General features: G+C 69.1%; 15 protein-coding genes and 1 pseudogene. 12 read left to right on the forward strand and 4 right to left on the reverse strand.

What is annotated here, in order from left to right; all coding sequences use genetic code 11:
- The first annotated feature begins 6 nt into the window (after window positions 1-6).
- The 6 genes and pseudogenes from HDC31_RS15825 to HDC31_RS15850 all read left to right on the forward strand — a co-directional run bounded on the left by HDC31_RS15825 (window position 7) and on the right by HDC31_RS15850 (window position 6,335).
- Window positions 7-2,292, forward strand: coding sequence for a carbon starvation CstA family protein (locus HDC31_RS15825; protein ID WP_058632149.1), 2,286 nt, complete (start codon window positions 7-9; stop codon window positions 2,290-2,292).
- A 15-nt stretch (window positions 2,293-2,307) separates the two neighbouring features.
- Entirely contained in the window at window positions 2,308-2,553 is a 246-nt protein-coding gene (locus HDC31_RS15830; protein WP_046746616.1) for a YbdD/YjiX family protein, read from the forward strand.
- A gap of 28 nt (window positions 2,554-2,581) precedes the next feature.
- Window positions 2,582-3,772 carry a sensor histidine kinase gene (locus tag HDC31_RS15835; protein ID WP_179516327.1) on the forward strand — a complete coding sequence of 397 codons (1,191 nt, stop codon included), beginning with the start codon at window positions 2,582-2,584 and terminating at the stop codon, window positions 3,770-3,772.
- Window positions 3,769-4,504, forward strand: a pseudogene (locus HDC31_RS15840) (LytR/AlgR family response regulator transcription factor). Before HDC31_RS15835 ends, HDC31_RS15840 begins: the two are co-directional and overlap by 4 nt.
- A complete protein-coding gene (locus HDC31_RS15845; protein WP_046746619.1) occupies window positions 4,501-4,881 on the forward strand; it encodes a hypothetical protein in 381 nt (126 codons plus the stop codon). Before HDC31_RS15840 ends, HDC31_RS15845 begins: the two are co-directional and overlap by 4 nt.
- A complete protein-coding gene (locus HDC31_RS15850) occupies window positions 4,878-6,335 on the forward strand; it encodes a cation acetate symporter (RefSeq protein ID WP_046746620.1) in 1,458 nt (485 codons plus the stop codon). The genes HDC31_RS15845 and HDC31_RS15850 overlap by 4 nt, the downstream gene beginning before the upstream one ends.
- 1 nt (window position 6,336) lies before the next feature.
- Here the strand turns inward: HDC31_RS15850 and HDC31_RS15855 are convergent, their stop codons facing one another.
- The 3 genes from HDC31_RS15855 to HDC31_RS15865 form a co-directional block, all read right to left on the reverse strand.
- Entirely contained in the window at window positions 6,337-7,254 is a 918-nt protein-coding gene (locus tag HDC31_RS15855) for a pirin family protein (RefSeq protein WP_058632152.1), read from the reverse strand.
- Window positions 7,251-7,595 carry a GNAT family N-acetyltransferase gene (locus HDC31_RS15860; RefSeq protein ID WP_058632153.1) on the reverse strand — a complete coding sequence of 115 codons (345 nt, stop codon included), beginning with the start codon at window positions 7,593-7,595 and terminating at the stop codon, window positions 7,251-7,253. The genes HDC31_RS15855 and HDC31_RS15860 overlap by 4 nt, the downstream gene beginning before the upstream one ends.
- A gap of 120 nt (window positions 7,596-7,715) precedes the next feature.
- Entirely contained in the window at window positions 7,716-9,158 is a 1,443-nt protein-coding gene (locus tag HDC31_RS15865; protein WP_113681846.1) for an MFS transporter, read from the reverse strand.
- Between the two features lie 59 nt (window positions 9,159-9,217).
- Here HDC31_RS15865 and HDC31_RS15870 point away from each other — a divergent pair, with 59 nt between their 5' ends.
- The 5 genes from HDC31_RS15870 (at window position 9,218) to HDC31_RS15890 (ending at window position 13,372) form a co-directional block, all read left to right on the forward strand.
- Window positions 9,218-9,727, forward strand: a complete 510-nt coding sequence (locus tag HDC31_RS15870) for a MarR family winged helix-turn-helix transcriptional regulator (protein WP_058632155.1) — start codon at window positions 9,218-9,220, stop codon at window positions 9,725-9,727.
- Between the two features lie 61 nt (window positions 9,728-9,788).
- Entirely contained in the window at window positions 9,789-11,846 is a 2,058-nt protein-coding gene (gene recQ, locus HDC31_RS15875) for a DNA helicase RecQ (RefSeq protein ID WP_179516328.1), read from the forward strand.
- Between the two features lie 84 nt (window positions 11,847-11,930).
- Window positions 11,931-12,272 (forward strand): helix-turn-helix transcriptional regulator, encoded by a 342-nt coding sequence (locus HDC31_RS15880; RefSeq protein WP_046746624.1) that lies wholly within the window; start codon window positions 11,931-11,933, stop codon window positions 12,270-12,272.
- Between the two features lie 3 nt (window positions 12,273-12,275).
- Window positions 12,276-12,752: an SRPBCC family protein gene (locus tag HDC31_RS15885; protein ID WP_058632157.1), complete on the forward strand. Its 477-nt coding sequence runs from the start codon at window positions 12,276-12,278 to the stop codon at window positions 12,750-12,752.
- Window positions 12,752-13,372, forward strand: a complete 621-nt coding sequence (locus HDC31_RS15890; RefSeq protein WP_046746626.1) for a dihydrofolate reductase family protein — start codon at window positions 12,752-12,754, stop codon at window positions 13,370-13,372. Before HDC31_RS15885 ends, HDC31_RS15890 begins: the two co-directional genes overlap by 1 nt.
- Window positions 13,373-13,436: 64 nt before the next feature.
- Here HDC31_RS15890 and HDC31_RS15895 read toward each other — a convergent pair whose 3' ends face one another.
- Complete coding sequence (locus HDC31_RS15895) at window positions 13,437-14,729, reverse strand: TetR/AcrR family transcriptional regulator (RefSeq protein WP_230977971.1); 1,293 nt, start codon at window positions 14,727-14,729, stop codon at window positions 13,437-13,439.
- A gap of 119 nt (window positions 14,730-14,848) precedes the next feature.
- On the opposite strand from HDC31_RS15895, the gene HDC31_RS15900 reads away from it, so the two are divergent.
- The gene (locus HDC31_RS15900) at window positions 14,849-16,147 is read left to right on the forward strand and encodes an MFS transporter (protein WP_058632158.1); all 1,299 of its coding nucleotides are present in this window, start codon (window positions 14,849-14,851) and stop codon (window positions 16,145-16,147) included.
- The last annotated feature ends 1 nt before the right edge of the window (window position 16,148 follow it).

A 16,148-nucleotide genomic window follows, 5' to 3' on the forward strand; every position in this document is an offset into this window, starting at 1 on the left:
ACCCCCATGACCGCACCTTCGTCGCGCCGCCGCGACGGCGCCGGACTCGTCGACGACGAGCCCATCATCGTCACCGACCCGAACCTCCCTCCCGTGGCCCTCACCGAAGAGCACCACGAGAAGGCGAACCGCTGGACCCTGCCGAAGATCATCCTGTGGGCCGCGATCGCCCTGCTGGGTGCCGTCGCCTGGACCATGCTCGCGATCGTCCGCGGCGAGACGGTCAACGCGATCTGGTTCGTGTTCGCCGCGGTCTGCACGTACCTGATCGGCTACCGGTTCTACTCCAAGGTGATCGAGAAGTACATCACCCGACCCGATGACCGCCGGGCCACCCCCGCCGAGGTGAAGCAGGACGGCAAGGACTACGTCCCCACCGACCGCCGGGTGCTCTACGGTCACCACTTCGCCGCGATCGCCGGTGCCGGCCCGCTCGTCGGCCCCGTGCTCGCGGCGCAGATGGGGTACCTCCCCGGCACGATCTGGATCATCGTCGGCGTCGTGCTCGCAGGCGCCGTGCAGGACTACACGGTGCTCTTCTTCTCGATGCGACGCGGTGGTCGCACGATCGGGCAGATGGCCCGTCAGGAACTCGGCAAGATCGGTGGAACCGCCGCGATCATCGCCTCGCTGCTGATCATGCTGATCATCGTCGCGATCCTCGCCCTCGTCGTCGTCAACGCGCTCGGGGAGAGCCCGTGGGGCGTCTTCTCGGTCGCGATGACCATCCCGATCGCGTTGTTCATGGGCGTGTACCTGCGCTACCTGCGCCCGGGCAAGGTGACCGAGGTCTCGATCATCGGCTTCGTGCTGCTCATGGCCGCGATCATCGGCGGGGGCTGGGTCGCCGGCACCGAGTGGGGCCAGGCGATCTTCCACCTCGACCGCACCACGATCGCCTGGGGCATCATCATCTACGGCTTCATCGCCGCGGTGCTCCCGGTGTGGCTGCTGCTCGCCCCCCGCGACTACCTGTCGACCTTCATGAAGATCGGCGTGATCGTGATGCTCGCCGGGGCCATCGTGCTGGTCCGTCCCGAGATCACCGTCCCCGCCATCAGCATCTTCGGTGAGAACGGCATGGGGCCGGTGTTCGCCGGTCCGCTGTTCCCCTTCCTGTTCGTCACGATCGCCTGCGGAGCGCTGTCGGGCTTCCACGCCCTGATCGCCTCCGGCACCACCCCGAAGCTCATCGAGAAGGAGCGTCAGACGCGCTTCATCGGCTACGGCGGCATGCTCATGGAGTCGTTCGTCGCGATCATGGCACTCGTCGCCGCGATCTCCATCGACCAGGGCATCTACTTCGCGATGAACGCACCGACCGCCGCCACAGGGGGCACGGTCGAGGGGGCCGTGGCCTTCGTGAACTCGCTCGGCCTGACGGGGGTGAACCTGACGCCCGACATGCTCACAGGCACGGCAGCGGCTGTCGGGGAGGAGTCGATCGTCTCGCGCACCGGTGGTGCCCCCACCCTGGCGCTCGGCCTCGCGCACATCATGCAACAGGCTCTCGGTGGCCAGGCCCTCATGGCGTTCTGGTACCACTTCGCGATCATGTTCGAGGCGCTGTTCATCCTCACGGCCGTCGATGCAGGAACCCGCGTCGCCCGGTTCATGCTGCAGGACTCGATCGGCGCCTGGTTCCCCAAGTTCCGCGACGTCTCCTGGCGCCCCGGGGTGTGGATCTGCACCGCGATCATGGTGGCCGGCTGGGGAGCGATCCTCATCCTCGGCGTCACCGACCCGCTCGGCGGCATCAACACCTTCTTCCCGCTGTTCGGCATCGCCAACCAGCTGCTCGCCGCGATCGCGCTCGCCGTGGTGATGGCCATCGTCGCCAAGCGCGGCAAGAGCTACATCAAGTGGCTGTGGATCATCGGGCTGCCTCTGGCCTTCACCGCGGTGGTCACGATCACGGCGTCGCTGTACAAGATCGCCTCTCCCGTGCCGGCCATCGGCTATTGGGCGAATCACTTCCGCTACGTCGCCGCCCGCGACAGCGGAGACACCTCGCTCGGCGAGCCGGCGGTGCTCGATGCGGTCATCCGCAACACCGCCGTGCAGGGCACGCTGTCGATCATCTTCGTGACCCTGGCGATCATCGTGATGGTGGCGGCCGTGATCGTCACGATCAGGGCGATCCGCAACGGTGGTGGCGAGAACACCGAGGACGCACCCGTGGCCTCGCGCCGCTTCGCCCCGGCCGGGTTCCTGCCCAGCGCCGAAGAACGCGAGCTCGAGAAGCAGTGGGAGCCGATCCTCGCCGACGAGCGCAAGGCGTCGACCCACTGATGTCGAGACACTGAGATGGCTGACACCACGAGTCGGACGGATGCCGCGACCACCCTCCTGCGGACGCTGCTCAGCGCCGCGGTGCGGGCCGGCCGCGGCATCCGCTGGTACATCACGACCCTGATGGGCGACAGCGCCTACGCGACGTACGTCGCCCATCACGGTCGCGTGCATCCCGGCGAGGAGCCGCTGACCGAGCGGCAGTTCTGGCGGCAGCGGATGGACGACCAGGATCGCAACCCCGGTGCCCGCTGCTGCTGAGGCGTGCGCGGCTCCGTAGGCTGAACCCATGACCGACGTCGTTCTCGCAGCGATCCTCGGCGTGCTCGGCGGCATCGTCCTCTCGGTGCTCCTCCTGCTCGCACGTCGACTCGCCCGCGGCGCCGCCGAGCTGGGGAGCGACGCCGAACAGGCCGCCCTCACCGTGCTGCATCAGGCGAGTCTGGCGGCACCGCATCTGCGCGCTGGACTGTCCGCCCCCGACGTCGTCAAGGCCGCGCGTCACCTGCGGGTGCTCCTCGGCAGCGCGGCGGTCGCGATCGTCAGCGCCGAGGGCACGGTGTCGTTCGACGGGCCGTCCGACGGACTGGAATCCGCTGCCCGCCGCATCGCCGCCAGGGTCGGGGAGTCGGGCCGCAGGCAGGTCTTCCCCGCGCCCGGTGCCGACGACGACCTCGAGGCCGTCGGGGCGCCCATCCTGGTCGATGGACGCGTGATCGGCGTCGTGGTCGCCTTCGCGGCGCCCGTCCGTGCCGCGCTGGTGCGTGCCTCGGAGGAGGTGGCCGACTGGTGTGCCGCGCAGGTCGAGCTCGGCGGACTCGACGCGTCCAGGACGCAGCTGGCCGAGGCGGAGCTGCGCTCGCTGCGTGCGCAGATCTCGCCGCATTTCATCTACAACGCCCTCACGGCGATCGCCTCCTTCGTGCTCACCGACCCCGCACGCGCGCGCGAGCTGGTGCTGGAGTTCGCCGACTTCACCCGCTACTCCTTCCGGCGCCAGGGGGAGTTCACGACGGTGGCCGACGAGCTCGGCAGCATCCACTCGTATCTCGAGCTCGAACGAGCGCGGTTCGGGGACCGTCTGCGCGTGACGCTGCAGATCGCACCGGAGACGCTGGCCACCGTCATCCCGTTCCTCTCGGTGCAGCCGCTGGTCGAGAACGCCGTCCGTCACGGGCTCGAGCCCGGCGAAGGGGGAGGGGAGATCCGCATCGCCTCACGCGACGACGGCACCCACACCGAGATCACGGTCGAGGACGACGGGGTGGGCATGGACCCCGAGGCTCTTCATGCGACGCTCACCGCCGGCGACGACGGGGTCCACGTGGGACTCCGCAACGTCGACACCCGGCTCCGCCAGCTCTACGGGGCGGACGGCGCTCTGGTGGTCGAGACGAACACGGGCGCCGGTACCCTGGTGCGCATGCGGGTCCCGAAGTCCCAGCCGCAGCACGACCCGGACAGCGACGGCCGAGCATGACCAGAAGCGTGCAGCCGATCGATGTGCTCGTCGCGGACGACGAGAGACCCGCCCTGGATGAGCTGGTCCATCTGCTGCGCACGGACGCGCGCATCGGCGCGATCGTCACCGCATCATCGGGTGCGGAAGCCCTGCGGCTGCTGTCGGAGCGGGCCGTACGGATCGCATTCCTCGACATCCACATGCCGGGGCTCGGCGGGATGGAGCTCGCGCGTGCGCTGCTCGCCCTCGCGGAACCGCCCGCCGTCGTGTTCGTGACCGCCGATGATGCCAGGGCGGTGGAGGCGTTCGAGCTGCGTGCCGCCGACTACCTCCTCAAGCCCGTGCGCATCGAGCGGCTCCGCCAGGCGGTCGGACGGGTGGTCGAGGTCGCGGAGGCTCCGACGCCCGGTGACGACGAGATGCTGCCGGTCACGATCGGATCCGTGGTGCGGTTCGTGCGTCGCAGCGAGGTGCGCTGGGTGCAGGCCCAGGGGGACTATTCCCGGTTGCACACCGGCGACGGTGCGGGGCACCTGGCGCGCGCCCATCTCGGAACTCGAGACGCGGTGGGCGGACGCCGGGTTCCTGCGCATCCATCGCTCCTCGCTCGTGCGCATCGCCGTCGTGTCCGAGGCCCGGCTCTCCGGCGCTGAACCCTCGGTCTCGATCGGCGCCGTCTCGCTGCCGGTGAGCAGACGCCTGGTGCCAGCGGTGCGCGATGCCCTGTTGCGCGGGGAGGTCGGGGGATGACGGAGAAGCCGAAGCGCGTGCGGGTGCGGGTGACCGCTGATCTGCCTGATCGTCGGCCGGCGGCCTTCACCCGGGGAATCGCGCTGCCGGGCGCACCCGTCGACGAGGCGGATGCCGTCTACGCCAGGGCTCTCATGCGCAGTCAGCTGCGACTCGCACTCGGAACGGTCGCCGGGTTCGTGATCGTCGTCATCGCGCTGACTCTGGCGATCGCGCTCATCCCGGAGATCGGGCAGGTCATGGTCTGGGGCCTGCCGTTGTCATGGCTGCTGCAGGCGTACGCGTTCTATCCGATCATCGTGGTGTTCGCGGTGCTCTACGTGCGCACCGCAGCGCGCAACGAACGTCGATATCGTGCCCTCCGGGATCGCGAATGAATGCGGTGCTCGACCTCATCGGCGTCGCGCTCGTGATCGTCGCGACGCTGCTGATCGGCATCTACGGTCTGCGCATCTCGCGCACGACCGGCGACTTCTTCGTCGCGTCCCGCACCGTGCGGCCGGTATGGAACGCCTCGGCGATCAGCGGCGAGTACCTCTCGGCCGGCACGTTCCTCGGGCTGTCCGGCCTCGTGCTGCTCGACGGCGCCCGTGGCTTCTGGTTCCCCATCGGCTACGCGGCCGGCTATCTCCTGGTCCTGGCATTCGTCGCGGCACCCCTTCGGCGCAGCGGGGCTTACACGATCCCGGACTTCATCGAGGCGCGGTTGGAGTCGCCGTCGGCGCGCCGGGTCACGAGCGTCGCGGTGCTGGTCATCGGCTGGCTCTACATCGTGCCGCAGCTGCACGGAGCGGGGCTGACCCTGCTGGTGGTCGCCGGGCTGCCGGAGTGGGTGGGCGCCGTCACCGTCGCGGTGCTCGTCGCCGCAGCGGTCGCGGCCGGGGGCATGCGCGCCATCACCTACGTGCAGGCTTTCCAGTACTGGCTCAAGCTCACCGCGCTCCTCGTTCCCGTGGTCTTCATCGCGTTCGCGCTCAGCGGCGGGCCGCACGACTTCGATCCGGCGCTGGTGTTCCCCGTCGAGGCCGGGCCCTCGGGGTTCGACGCCTACGAGACCGCCTCGCTCCTGCTCGCGCTGCTGCTGGGCACGATGGGTCTACCGCACGTGCTGGTGCGCTTCTACACGAGTCCGACCGGGGTGTCCGCACGGCGCACGACCGTGATCGTGATCGGCATGGTGAGCGCCTTCTACGCGGTGTCGAGCACGATGGGGCTGCTTGCGCGCATCGCCGCTCCGGACCTGGCGGTGCCCGGTGTCGCGGACACGGCGGTGCTGCTGCTCCCCTCACGCGTCTTCCCCGGGGCGTTCGGTGAACTGTTGACCGCGCTGATCGTCGCCGGAGCGTTCGCAGCGTTCCTGGCGACATCGGCCGGCCTCGTCGTGTCGCTCGCCGGCGTGATCAGCCAGGACGTGTTCTCCGGATCCGTGCGGTCGTTCCGGCTGTCGGCGGTGCTCTGTGCCCTGGTGCCGCTCGCCGTGGCGCTGCTCACGGCCCCGGCGGGCCTCGGGTCGAGCGTGGGTGTCGTGTTCGTGGTGGCGGCGTCGACCCTCTCGCCGGTCGTGCTGCTCGGCGTGTGGTGGCGGGGGCTCACCGCACGAGGTGCGGTGGCCGGAATGGTGTCGGGTGGGTGCGCTGCGGGACTCGCCCTGCTGGTGCACGCGGCGGTCGGCGGCATCGGCGCAGCGGCGCCCTATCTCGCGCAGCCCGCCGCATGGACGATCCCGCTCGCCACAGCGGTCACGGTCGTCGTCTCGCTGCTGGATCCGCGGGGTCCGTCGCCGCGCACCGAGCGCTTCCTCGCGCGTGTGCACACCCCCGAGCGCGGCTGAGTCAGAGCTTGCGGCTGCGCGGCATGAGCCGAACAGGGGGGAGGGGCGGCGCGGGTATGCGCACATCGTGCCCGGCCACGACTCCGAAACGGTCGGACGCCGCCTCCCACTCCTCGCGGGCCTCGACGATCTCTTCGTGTGTGCGTCCGGCGAAATTCCACCACATCACGATGTCGTCCTCGAACGGCTCACCGCCCAGCAGGAAGAGCAGGGCGCCCTCGGTGCTCGACACCTCGACCGCATCGCGGGAGTCGCCGAGGTAGAGCAGTCCGTTGCGGTCGAGTGGATGCCCGGCCACCACGGCATCGCCTTCGACGAGCATCAGCGCGTGCTCCCAGTCGGAACGCAGTGGCAGGCGCACGCGCGAGCCGGGGGAGATGACGACCTCGGCGCCGACGATCGGGGTGTGCACGGTGGCGGGCGAACGCACCCCGGCGAGTTCGCCGAGCACGACCGTGGCCTCGGCATCTGCTCCCTCTTCGGCCGGGAGTGCGAGTGTCGGCAGCGCGGTGTGCCGTTCGAAGCCGGGGGCACCGCGGCGGGCCGAGTCGGGCAGCACCACCCAGAACTGCAGGGCGTCGAGCGGCACCGGTTCTTCACCGATCGAGTACTCCGAGTGCGAGATGCCGTCGCCCGCTGTCATCAGGTTCAGCTGCCCGCGGCGCAGGTCGGCGTCGCTGCCGAGCGAGTCGCGGTGGCGGATCTCTCCGACGAGCGGCCAGGTCACGGTCTGCAGTCCGATGTGTGGATGCGGCTCGACCCGCATCTTTGTGTCGGCGGGACCGAACCGGTCCAGGAAGCACCAGGCGCCGATCGTCGGCAGGTTGCGGTGAGGCAGCGCCCGCAGCACGTTCATGCCGCGCACTCCGCCCAGCGGCACCTCGCGGGGCTCGAGGATGAGGCGGTGCTGCCCGATCATTCGGCTCGGCCCGTCGGCTCTTCGCCCGTCGATGCGCCATGGCTCGGCGACGCCCGCGGCCAGCGGATCTCGGCTCCGGCGATCTCGTGCGTTTCGAGGTACTTCGCGATGTACGGGCACAGCGGGACGATCGCCTCACCGCGTCCTGCGGCATCCGTCAGCGCTGCCGATGCCAGCTTTCCCGCCAGCCCCTGGCCCTGGAACGCCGGGTCGACCTCGGTGTGGATGAAGCGGATCGATCCGGGGCGCAGGTCGAACTCCGCGAAACCTGCGAGCACGTCGTCGGAGCGGATCTCGTAGCGCGACTCGTCGTCGTTGCGGGTCACGGTGATGTCGGTCATCGGAGGCTCCTTCGAACGGGTTGACTCCAACCTACGCCCGCGTGAGATCGCTGGGGCGGGCGAGAACCCGGTCCGTCTGGCGCCGACGCAGACGGTCCGGGTTCTCGCCCACCGATCCGGTCAGCCCGCTGTTTCCATCACGGCTACCCCGTGCGCATCCTCCCGACTCTTCTTCGGGAAGAGGAAGGTGAGTGCGAGGAAGGCGACGAGCATGATCGCGGGCACGATCAGGGTCTGCTGATACGCCTCCGCCGGGGTACCGGAGTCGATCGCATCGAAGAACACCGAGGCGAAGATCGCGACACCCACTGCGCTCGCGATCGCCTGGACCGCGGTGAGAACGCCCGAAGCCGAACCGATCTCGTCGTCCTTCACCGCGGCGAGGATCGTGCTGAACAGTGCGGCGATAATCGCGCCGCCGCCGACCCCGAACAGGGCGATGCCCGGGGCGATGGTCCAGATGCTGAAGTCGCCCGGCTGCTGCAGCTCGAACCACAGCAGTCCCGCGCCGAGCAGCTGCGTGACTGCTCCGAGCTGCAGCACGGACCGCCCGATCTTCTCGGCGAGCCATGCGCCGCTGATCGCACCGCCGACCGCGGAGCCGATCGCGAGTGGCAGGTTGCTCAACCCCGCCTCGCCGGCGCTGAAGCCGTTGCCGACCTGCAGGAACAGCGTCAGCACCAGCTGTGTGCCGGTCAGGCTGCTGAAGAACAGGGCGATGCCCACGAGCCCGAAGGTGTAGGCCCGACGCGTGAACATGGTCGCCGTGACCAGCGGCACTCCGCCGCGGGCGAGGAGTGCGCGCTGCTGCACCCCGAAGAGGATGAAGCCGGCAAGGCCGGCGGCCACGCACGCCCAGGCCCACAGCGGCCAGTCCAGCTCGGGTCCGAAGGTGAGGCCGAGCACGAGGATGCCGGATGCCGCGACGATGACGGCTGCGCCGAGCATGTCGATGCGGACCGCCCGATCCCCCGAGCGTCGCGGCAGGATGCGCCAGGCGATGACCAGGGCGACGATCCCGATGGGGATGTTCACGAGGAAGACCGAGCGCCATCCGAGCCCGAGGATGTCGGCCTCGATCAGTCCGCCGCCGATGATGGGGCCCAGGATGCCGCCGAGGCCCAGCGCCGGACCGAAGATGCCGAATGCGACGGCGAGCTCGGCGCCGGAGAGGTTCTCACGCAGCAGACCGAGGCCCTGGGGGAGCAGCAGCGCGCCGGCCGCGCCCTGGAGCAGACGGAAGGCGATCAGTAGCTCAGCGGTCGGCGCGAGGGAGCACAACAGCGATGCGATCGTGAACGCCGACAGGCCGAGGAGGAACATCCGGCGCCGCCCGAAGCGGTCACCCAGGCGACCGCCCAGGATCAGTCCCGCCCCCAACGCGAGGGCGTAGCCGCCGATCACCCACTGCAGGCCCAGGGCGTTCGTCCCCAGGGAGGACTCCAACGAGGGGCCGGCGACGTTGACGATCGTCGCGTCGAGCATGTCCATGATCTCGGCCGCGAGCATCACTCCGAGGATCGCCCAGCGCCAGCGGTAGGGCGCTTCTGTCGCGTCTGTCATATCGTCTCAATCCTTGATTATCAATCAAATTAGCAATATGAAGTATTACCATGGTGCGCATGGATGTCAAACGGTCCGAGCGGGCGACGGAATCGGCCTCGACGTATGACCCGTCACGTCGGCACGACGCCGGCGAGATCGACGAGATTGACATCCGCACCCGCGTGCAGCAGCTCACGATGCGTCAGCAGCGCTTCGAGCGCTCGATCGCCAAGCAGCTCGAACTCGACGCCCCGGGCCTCGAGGTGCTCGACCACCTCATCTCCCGCGGCCCCACGACTCCGACCGAGCTGGCCCACCGCGTCGAGATCTCGACCGCAGCCATGACTCTCGTCCTCAATCGCCTCGAAGATCGCGGCCATGTGCGCCGAGATCGGCATCCGTCCGACGGGCGAAAACTCATCGTGACCGCGTCAGAGGATGCCGCCGCCGATGCCGAGCGCCTGGTGGAGCCGCTCATCGTCGAGGTCGAGGCGCAGATCGCCGCGATGAGCGAGGGCGAGCGGGCGACGGTGGCGAAGTTCCTCGACGACCTCATCCGCGCCTACGACCGGTCGACCGCGAGCTGATCGAGACTGCGCCTGTGGATGAGGCGCGGCCCACGTCGGCGGGGGTCGTTACGCTGGAGGGATGCCGCAGACTCCCCGTGACCCGTACGCGGACCTGCCGTACGCCGACGAGCCCTATGACGACGGGTGGGAGTCGTCCATCCCGCCCGAGCCGATGGACTGGGAGCCTCAGGGCGCCGGGTTCGAACCGCCGCTGGACTGGGGTCAGGGTCCGGTCACCCCGGTGGCCCCCGCGGCCTCCGCGCCGGCCGTGCGCCGAGCGACGCCGAGCCGCTACTCCACCGCACGCGAGGCCCTGCACACGGTCTTCGGCTACGACGAGTTCCGCGGCGACCAGGCAGGCATCGTCGATCAGGTCATCGGGGGCGGAGACGCCGTCGTGCTGATGCCCACCGGTGGCGGCAAGAGCATCACGTACCAGGTGCCCGCGCTCGTGCGCGAGGGCACGGGGCTCGTGATAAGCCCGCTCATCGCGCTCATGCACGACCAGGTCGACGCTCTGCGGGCCAACGGCGTCAACGCCGCCTATCTCAACTCCACGCAGGCGATCGACGAGCGCCGCGAGGTCGAGCGGGCGTACGTCGCCGGTGAACTCGACCTCATCTACGTCGCCCCGGAGCGGTTGTCGAACGCGCAGACCACGGCGCTCCTGCAACGCGGCACCCTCAGCGTGATCGCGATCGACGAGGCCCACTGCGTGTCGCAGTGGGGTCACGACTTCCGGCCCGACTACCTGGCTCTCGGCGATCTGGGCGAGCGGTTCCCCGGTGTTCCACGCATGGCGCTCACGGCTACTGCGACCGCAGCGACGCACAAGGAGATCACCGAACGTCTGCACCTCGACGGCGCAGAGGGGCGGGCGCCGGCGAAGCACTTCGTGGCGAGCTTCGATCGCCCGAACATCCAGTACCGGATCGTGCCCAAGGTCGACCCGCGCAAGCAGCTGGTCGCGTTCATCAAGTCGCAGACCCCGGTGACCGACGACGCCGCGCAGCCCGCGGGCATCGTGTACGCGCTCAGTCGCAAGTCGGTCGAGCAGACGGCGACGTACCTCGCCGCCCAGGGTCTCGATGCGCTGCCGTACCACGCGGGTCTGCCCGGCGAGGTGCGCGCGGCCAACCAGGCGCGCTTCCTCCGCGAGGACGGCGTCGTCATGGTCGCCACCATCGCATTCGGGATGGGCATCGACAAGCCGGATGTGCGCTTCGTCGCGCACATCGATCTGCCGAAGTCCGTGGAGGGCTATTACCAGGAGACCGGGCGCGCCGGTCGAGACGGCGAGCCCTCGGTGGCCTGGATGGCTTACGGGCTCGGCGACGTCGTGCAGCAGCGCAGGCTCATCGACCAGAGTCCCGGTGATCGCACCTTCAAGATGCGCATGGGGCAGCACCTCGACGCCATGCTCGCGCTGTGCGAGACCGTGGAGTGTCGTCGGCAGAACCTGCTCGGCTACTTCGGTCAGGAGTCGCAGCCGTGCGGCAACTGCGACACCTGTCTCGACGACACCGAGACGTTCGACGGGCTCGTCCCAGCACAGAAGCTGCTCTCGACGATCGTGCGGTTGAAGCGCGAGCGCAATCAGGCGTTCGGCGCCGGGCACCTGATCGACATCCTCCGCGGGGCCTCGACAGAGCGCATCAGGCAGCAGGGTCACGACAAGCTCGCGACCTACGGCATCGGCAGCGATCTCTCGGATCAGGATTGGCGCAGCGTCGTCCGTCAGCTCCTGGCCCGCGGCATTCTCGTCGCGCAGGGTGACTACGGCACCCTCGCGCCCGGTGAGCAGGCGGCAGGAGTACTGCGTGGTGAGACCGCTGTACCCCTGCGCAAGGACACGATCGGGCGCCCGACGTCCTCGGGCCGGGCCCGCAAGGCCAGCGCCGCCGATGCCCTGGACGCGGGGGATCGGCCACTGTTCGAGGCACTGCGTGCATGGCGTGCCGAGACCGCTCGCGAGCAGGGCGTGCCCGCGTACATCGTGTTCGGTGACGCGACGCTGCGCGCGCTCGCGGAGCGCCGCCCTGCTGCTCTCGCCGACCTCGACGGCATCACCGGCATCGGTGCGAAGAAGCGCGAGGCGTACGGCGAGGGCGTGCTCGCGGTGATCGCCGGCGCCTGACGCCGACGCCCGACGCCTCGCCTTCGGGCGTACTCCGGATCGTGGCGTCTTGAACACTTGCCCATATGGGTATATGTTGATCACATGGCGCGAGCGGCAACCACATCCGATGTCTTCAACGCGATCGCCGAACCGCGACGCCGGGACATCCTGACGCTGCTGCGCAGTGGCGACCGCCCCGTGACCGAGGTGTCCGAGGTGCTGGGGATGACTCAGCCGGGTGCCTCCAAGCACCTGCGTGTGCTGCGCGAGGTCGGTCTCGTGCGCGACCGCCGGGAGGGCAAGCAGCGGGTCTACGGGCTCGACGCCACGGGGCTCCGGGCCGTCCATGAGTGGACGGGCGGCTTCGAGCAGTTCTGGAACGAGAGCTTCGACCGGCTCGACGCCTACGTGCAGGACCTGAAAGCGGAAAGAAGGCAGGAGTAGTGGATGGATACGACGATTGATCGCGAGATCGTGATCTCGCGCGTGATCGACGCCGCGCCGGCGCTGGTGTTCGAGGCGTTCACCACGGTGCAGCACCTCTCGAGGTGGTGGGGCCCCGACGGTTTCACCACGACGACGCGATCGTTCGAGTTCCGTGTCGGGGGCGAATGGGAGTTCGTGATGCACGGACCGGACGGCACCGACTACCCGGAGTGGATCGTGTGGACCGACATCGTCGCGCCGGAGCGGATCGTGATGCTCCATGGTGAGCACCGCGACGATCCTGAGGCATTCGAATCACACCTCACGTTCGTGCTGGACGGCGATCGGACCCGCATCGAGATGCGCACGGTGTTCCCGACACCGGAGCTGCGCGACCGGGCGATCGAGCGGCATGGCGCACTCGAGGGTGGCCGGCAGACACTGGACAACCTCGCCGTCCACGTCGCGGAGATGGCGATCGCGCGAGGGGAGCGCTGATGGCCGGAGCGGTGTTCTTCAGCGTCTCGATGTCTCTCGACGGGTTCATCGCCCCCGAGTCGCCGGACGAGTTGATGGGTCGGCAGTGGATGGAGCTGCAGAAGTGGGTGTTCCGGCTGCGGTCCTTCCGCGAGAATCTGCACCTGGGCGAAGGTGGGGACGAGGGACGCGACAACGACATCGTGCGCGAGACGTTCGAGCGCACCGGGGCGAGTGTGATGGGGAAGCGGATGTTCGACGCCGGCGAGCACGCGTGGCCGGAGGACCCGCCGTTCCATACGCCGGTCTTCGTCGTCACCCATGAGGAGCGCGAGCCGTGGGAGCGCCGCGGCGGCACCACGTTCCACTTCGTGACCGACGGCATCGAGTCGGCGCTCGACCAGGCGCGCGCTGCTGCCGGCGACCTCGACGTCCGCATCTCGGGCGGCGGTGAGACGATCGTCCAGTTCCTCAATGCCGGTCTGGTCGACGAGTTCCACATCGCTCTCTCACCTGTGCTGTTCGGGGCAGGAGTGCGCCTGTTCGACGGTGTGGACGGGGAACGCCTCTCGCTCGACCTGGTGGGCGCGGAGGATTCCCCGCAGACGACGCATCTGCGCTACGCCGTCCGTCTGCGCTGATCCGCGCGGCGTCGTCTCCGCGCGGCGTCGTCTCAGCGCGGCATCGTCTCAGCGCAGCGCCGTCTCAGCGCGGAGGCAGCACGTCGTCGAGATGAGCCCGCAGGTGCGTGGCGATGTCGACCCTGTCGCGGTCGTACAGCCACTGGTACTGCAGCCCGTCCCACATCGCGATGAGCCAGGTGGCCTCGTGCACGGGATCGCGGTGCGCTGGCAGGTCGCCGTCGACCTGGGCGAGGCGGAAGAGCTCAGCGAAGTAGTCGAGGGCGTTCGCGAACCGCATCGTGAAGTAGTCGTGTGCGGGGTGTGCGACGGGGACGGCCTCGCACGACAGCACCGCGTAGACCTCGATCAGTCCCGGTTCGTCCCGTGCGCTGAGCGCCGCGCCCTCGGGAATGCTGCGGAGCACCGTGGCAGCCGACGCGGTGCTCGTAAACATCTGGTTCTCGTTGATGGCGCTGTCGCGTTCCGTGAGCACGGCGCTCAGCAGCAGCTCCTTCGACGCGTAGTGGTGCAGCAGCGTCGACTTCGACACTCCGACCGCGGTGGCGATGTCCTGCAGGCTGGTGTCGCCGTAGCCGTCGCGGGCGAACAGGCGCATCGCATCGGAGACGATCTGTGCGCGCCTGCGGCGGCCGACCGCGTAGCCGGGGTCGGTGTCGGCGACACTGGTGGCGCGCAGTCGCGGGAGGGGACCGGCGGCCGTCGCGGACCCGGATGAGGGCTCGTCGTCGGGGTCCCGCCACGCGTGCGGCAGCGCCCACAGGTTCTCGCGCTCCTCGAGCATCTCGACGACGTCCACCCGATCGGGCAGGTACTGCGAGAGCAGCTGCAGCCCGTCCCACCCCGCCGTGTGCCGGACGGCCTCGCCGTCGACATCGCGGTCGGCGGCGACCACCCCGTGGTACTGGGCATCCTCGAGCACGTCGTTGCTGAGTGCGCGGATCCGGCAGTAGCGCTCGCGCATCCGCTCGTGCGCGGGGTGGTCCGGCGCCGAGGCCTCCCCGGTGAGGGCCGCGAACAGCTCGAGGTAGCCGGCGGTGCGCGCATTGCGCTCGGCGATGCCGGCGAAGACCAGCTCGCCCGGTTCGGATGCGGCCGAGATCGCGCTGAACACGGACTCGTTCTCGGCTTCGAGCCCGGCGACCACCTCTCCGAGCAGATCGTCCTTCGAGGCGAAGTGCCCGAGCAGGCCCGGGTGGCTGACGGAGGCGGCTGCGGCGATGTCGCGCAGCGACGTGGATCGGTAACCGCGGGTCACGAACAGATCGTGCGCGGCGGTGAGGATGCGCTGCCTCGTCGCGACGGCGCGCGAGTGACGGGTGCCGGTCGCCGTCATCGTCATCGCATCCTCCGTCATCACTCTATCCTCGTTCATTACCAATCGGTCTGGTTTGACTTACCAATCGGTCGAGATTGGTGTACTGTCATGCCAGAACCGCATCGCCCGAAGATGTGCGGTGAATCGAAAGGACTGTCATGACAGAGCTGTCATCCGCCGCCAACGCGGCCGCGGTGGGCACCACGGGATTCAAGGCCCCAGGGACCACGCCGCCCAAGACTCCGCGCGGCTACACCCCCGGCCTCGCCGCGGTGAACTTCGGTGTCTTCCTGGCGCTTCTCACCCCGGTGATGGTGTCCATGGCGTTCAAGATCCAGCACATCGACCCCGTCAACACCGAGGGAAGCCTCGGACTCGTGATGGGCGTCGGTGCGATCTTCGCCCTCGTGGCGAACCCCCTCGTCGGCAGGCTCTCCGACCGCACGACCTCGCGCTGGGGCATGCGTCGTCCGTGGATCCTGGGTGGTGCCGTCGTCGGCCTCGGCGGGTTCTTCCTCATCGGGTCCGCGAACTCCGTCTGGATGGTCCTGCTCGCCTGGTGCCTCGTGCAGACCGCGATGAACGCCGTGCTCGCGGCGGCGAACGCGACCCTGCCCGACCAGGTGCCGGTCACGAGCCGCGGCAAGGTGTCGGGCATCATCGGCATCACCACCCCGATCGGCATCCTCGCCGGCAGCTTCCTGGTGAACTTCCTGCCCGGCGACTTCGAGCGCTTCGTCGTGCCGGGCGTGATCGCACTGATCCTGGTGATCATCTTCGTCCTGATCCTGAAGGACCGCCGCCTCACCGAGAAGCCCGCCGAGAAGTTCACGATCGGGATGTTCTTCGGCTCGTTCGTGTTCAACCCGCGCAAGCACCCCGACTTCGGCTGGACCTGGCTCACCAAGTTCTTCGTGATGTTCGGCTATGCCGGCATCGCCACCTTCCTGCCGCTGTACCTCGTCACCAAGTTCGGCCTCGACGAGCAGGGTGCGGTGGGCGTCATCCTCGCGGCCAACCTCGCCTCGATGGCGGCGATGGCGATCTCCTCCCCGCTCGGCGGCTTCCTCTCCGACAAGATCGGCAAGCGCCGTCCCTTCGTCGCCGTCGCCGGTGTGATCATGGTGGTCGGCCTGGTCATCCTCGCCATCGCCCCCGATATCACGACCGTCATCATCGCCCAGGCCATCATCGGGCTCGGGGCCGGATCGTTCCTCTCGGTCGACCTCGCCCTCGCCACCGAGGTGCTGCCCAACCCGGACGACGTGGCGAAGGACCTCGGGGTGCTGAACATCGCCAACGCGCTGCCGCAGTCGATCGCCCCCGCGATCGCGCCGGGCATCATCGCCATCGGGGCGGCCACGCCGCTGGGCGGCTACACCACGTGGTACCTGTTCGGTGCGGTCGTCGCGCTGGCCGGTGCCGTGCTCGTCTACCGCATCAAGGGAGTTAAGTGAC

This window comes from Microbacterium sp. JAI119, assembly GCF_013410135.1.
GTDB lineage: Bacteria > Actinomycetota > Actinomycetes > Actinomycetales > Microbacteriaceae > Microbacterium > Microbacterium oxydans.

Excerpts from the sequence above, each read along its gene's own strand:
- HDC31_RS15895 (WP_230977971.1), bottom strand. The coding sequence starts at position 14,729 with ATGACGGAGGATGCGATGACGATGACGGCGACCGGCACCCGTCACTCG.
- HDC31_RS15880 (WP_046746624.1), top strand. The coding sequence starts at position 11,931 with ATGGCGCGAGCGGCAACCACATCCGATGTCTTCAACGCGATCGCCGAA.
- HDC31_RS15890 (WP_046746626.1), top strand. The coding sequence starts at position 12,752 with ATGGCCGGAGCGGTGTTCTTCAGCGTCTCGATGTCTCTCGACGGGTTC.
- HDC31_RS15825 (WP_058632149.1), top strand. The coding sequence starts at position 7 with ATGACCGCACCTTCGTCGCGCCGCCGCGACGGCGCCGGACTCGTCGAC.
- HDC31_RS15900 (WP_058632158.1), top strand. The coding sequence starts at position 14,849 with ATGACAGAGCTGTCATCCGCCGCCAACGCGGCCGCGGTGGGCACCACG.
- HDC31_RS15845 (WP_046746619.1), top strand. The coding sequence starts at position 4,501 with ATGACGGAGAAGCCGAAGCGCGTGCGGGTGCGGGTGACCGCTGATCTG.
- recQ (WP_179516328.1), top strand. The coding sequence starts at position 9,789 with ATGCCGCAGACTCCCCGTGACCCGTACGCGGACCTGCCGTACGCCGAC.
- HDC31_RS15860 (WP_058632153.1), bottom strand. The coding sequence starts at position 7,595 with ATGACCGACATCACCGTGACCCGCAACGACGACGAGTCGCGCTACGAG.
- HDC31_RS15855 (WP_058632152.1), bottom strand. The coding sequence starts at position 7,254 with ATGATCGGGCAGCACCGCCTCATCCTCGAGCCCCGCGAGGTGCCGCTG.
- HDC31_RS15865 (WP_113681846.1), bottom strand. The coding sequence starts at position 9,158 with ATGACAGACGCGACAGAAGCGCCCTACCGCTGGCGCTGGGCGATCCTC.
- HDC31_RS15885 (WP_058632157.1), top strand. The coding sequence starts at position 12,276 with ATGGATACGACGATTGATCGCGAGATCGTGATCTCGCGCGTGATCGAC.
- HDC31_RS15835 (WP_179516327.1), top strand. The coding sequence starts at position 2,582 with ATGACCGACGTCGTTCTCGCAGCGATCCTCGGCGTGCTCGGCGGCATC.
- HDC31_RS15850 (WP_046746620.1), top strand. The coding sequence starts at position 4,878 with ATGAATGCGGTGCTCGACCTCATCGGCGTCGCGCTCGTGATCGTCGCG.
- HDC31_RS15870 (WP_058632155.1), top strand. The coding sequence starts at position 9,218 with ATGGATGTCAAACGGTCCGAGCGGGCGACGGAATCGGCCTCGACGTAT.
- HDC31_RS15830 (WP_046746616.1), top strand. The coding sequence starts at position 2,308 with ATGGCTGACACCACGAGTCGGACGGATGCCGCGACCACCCTCCTGCGG.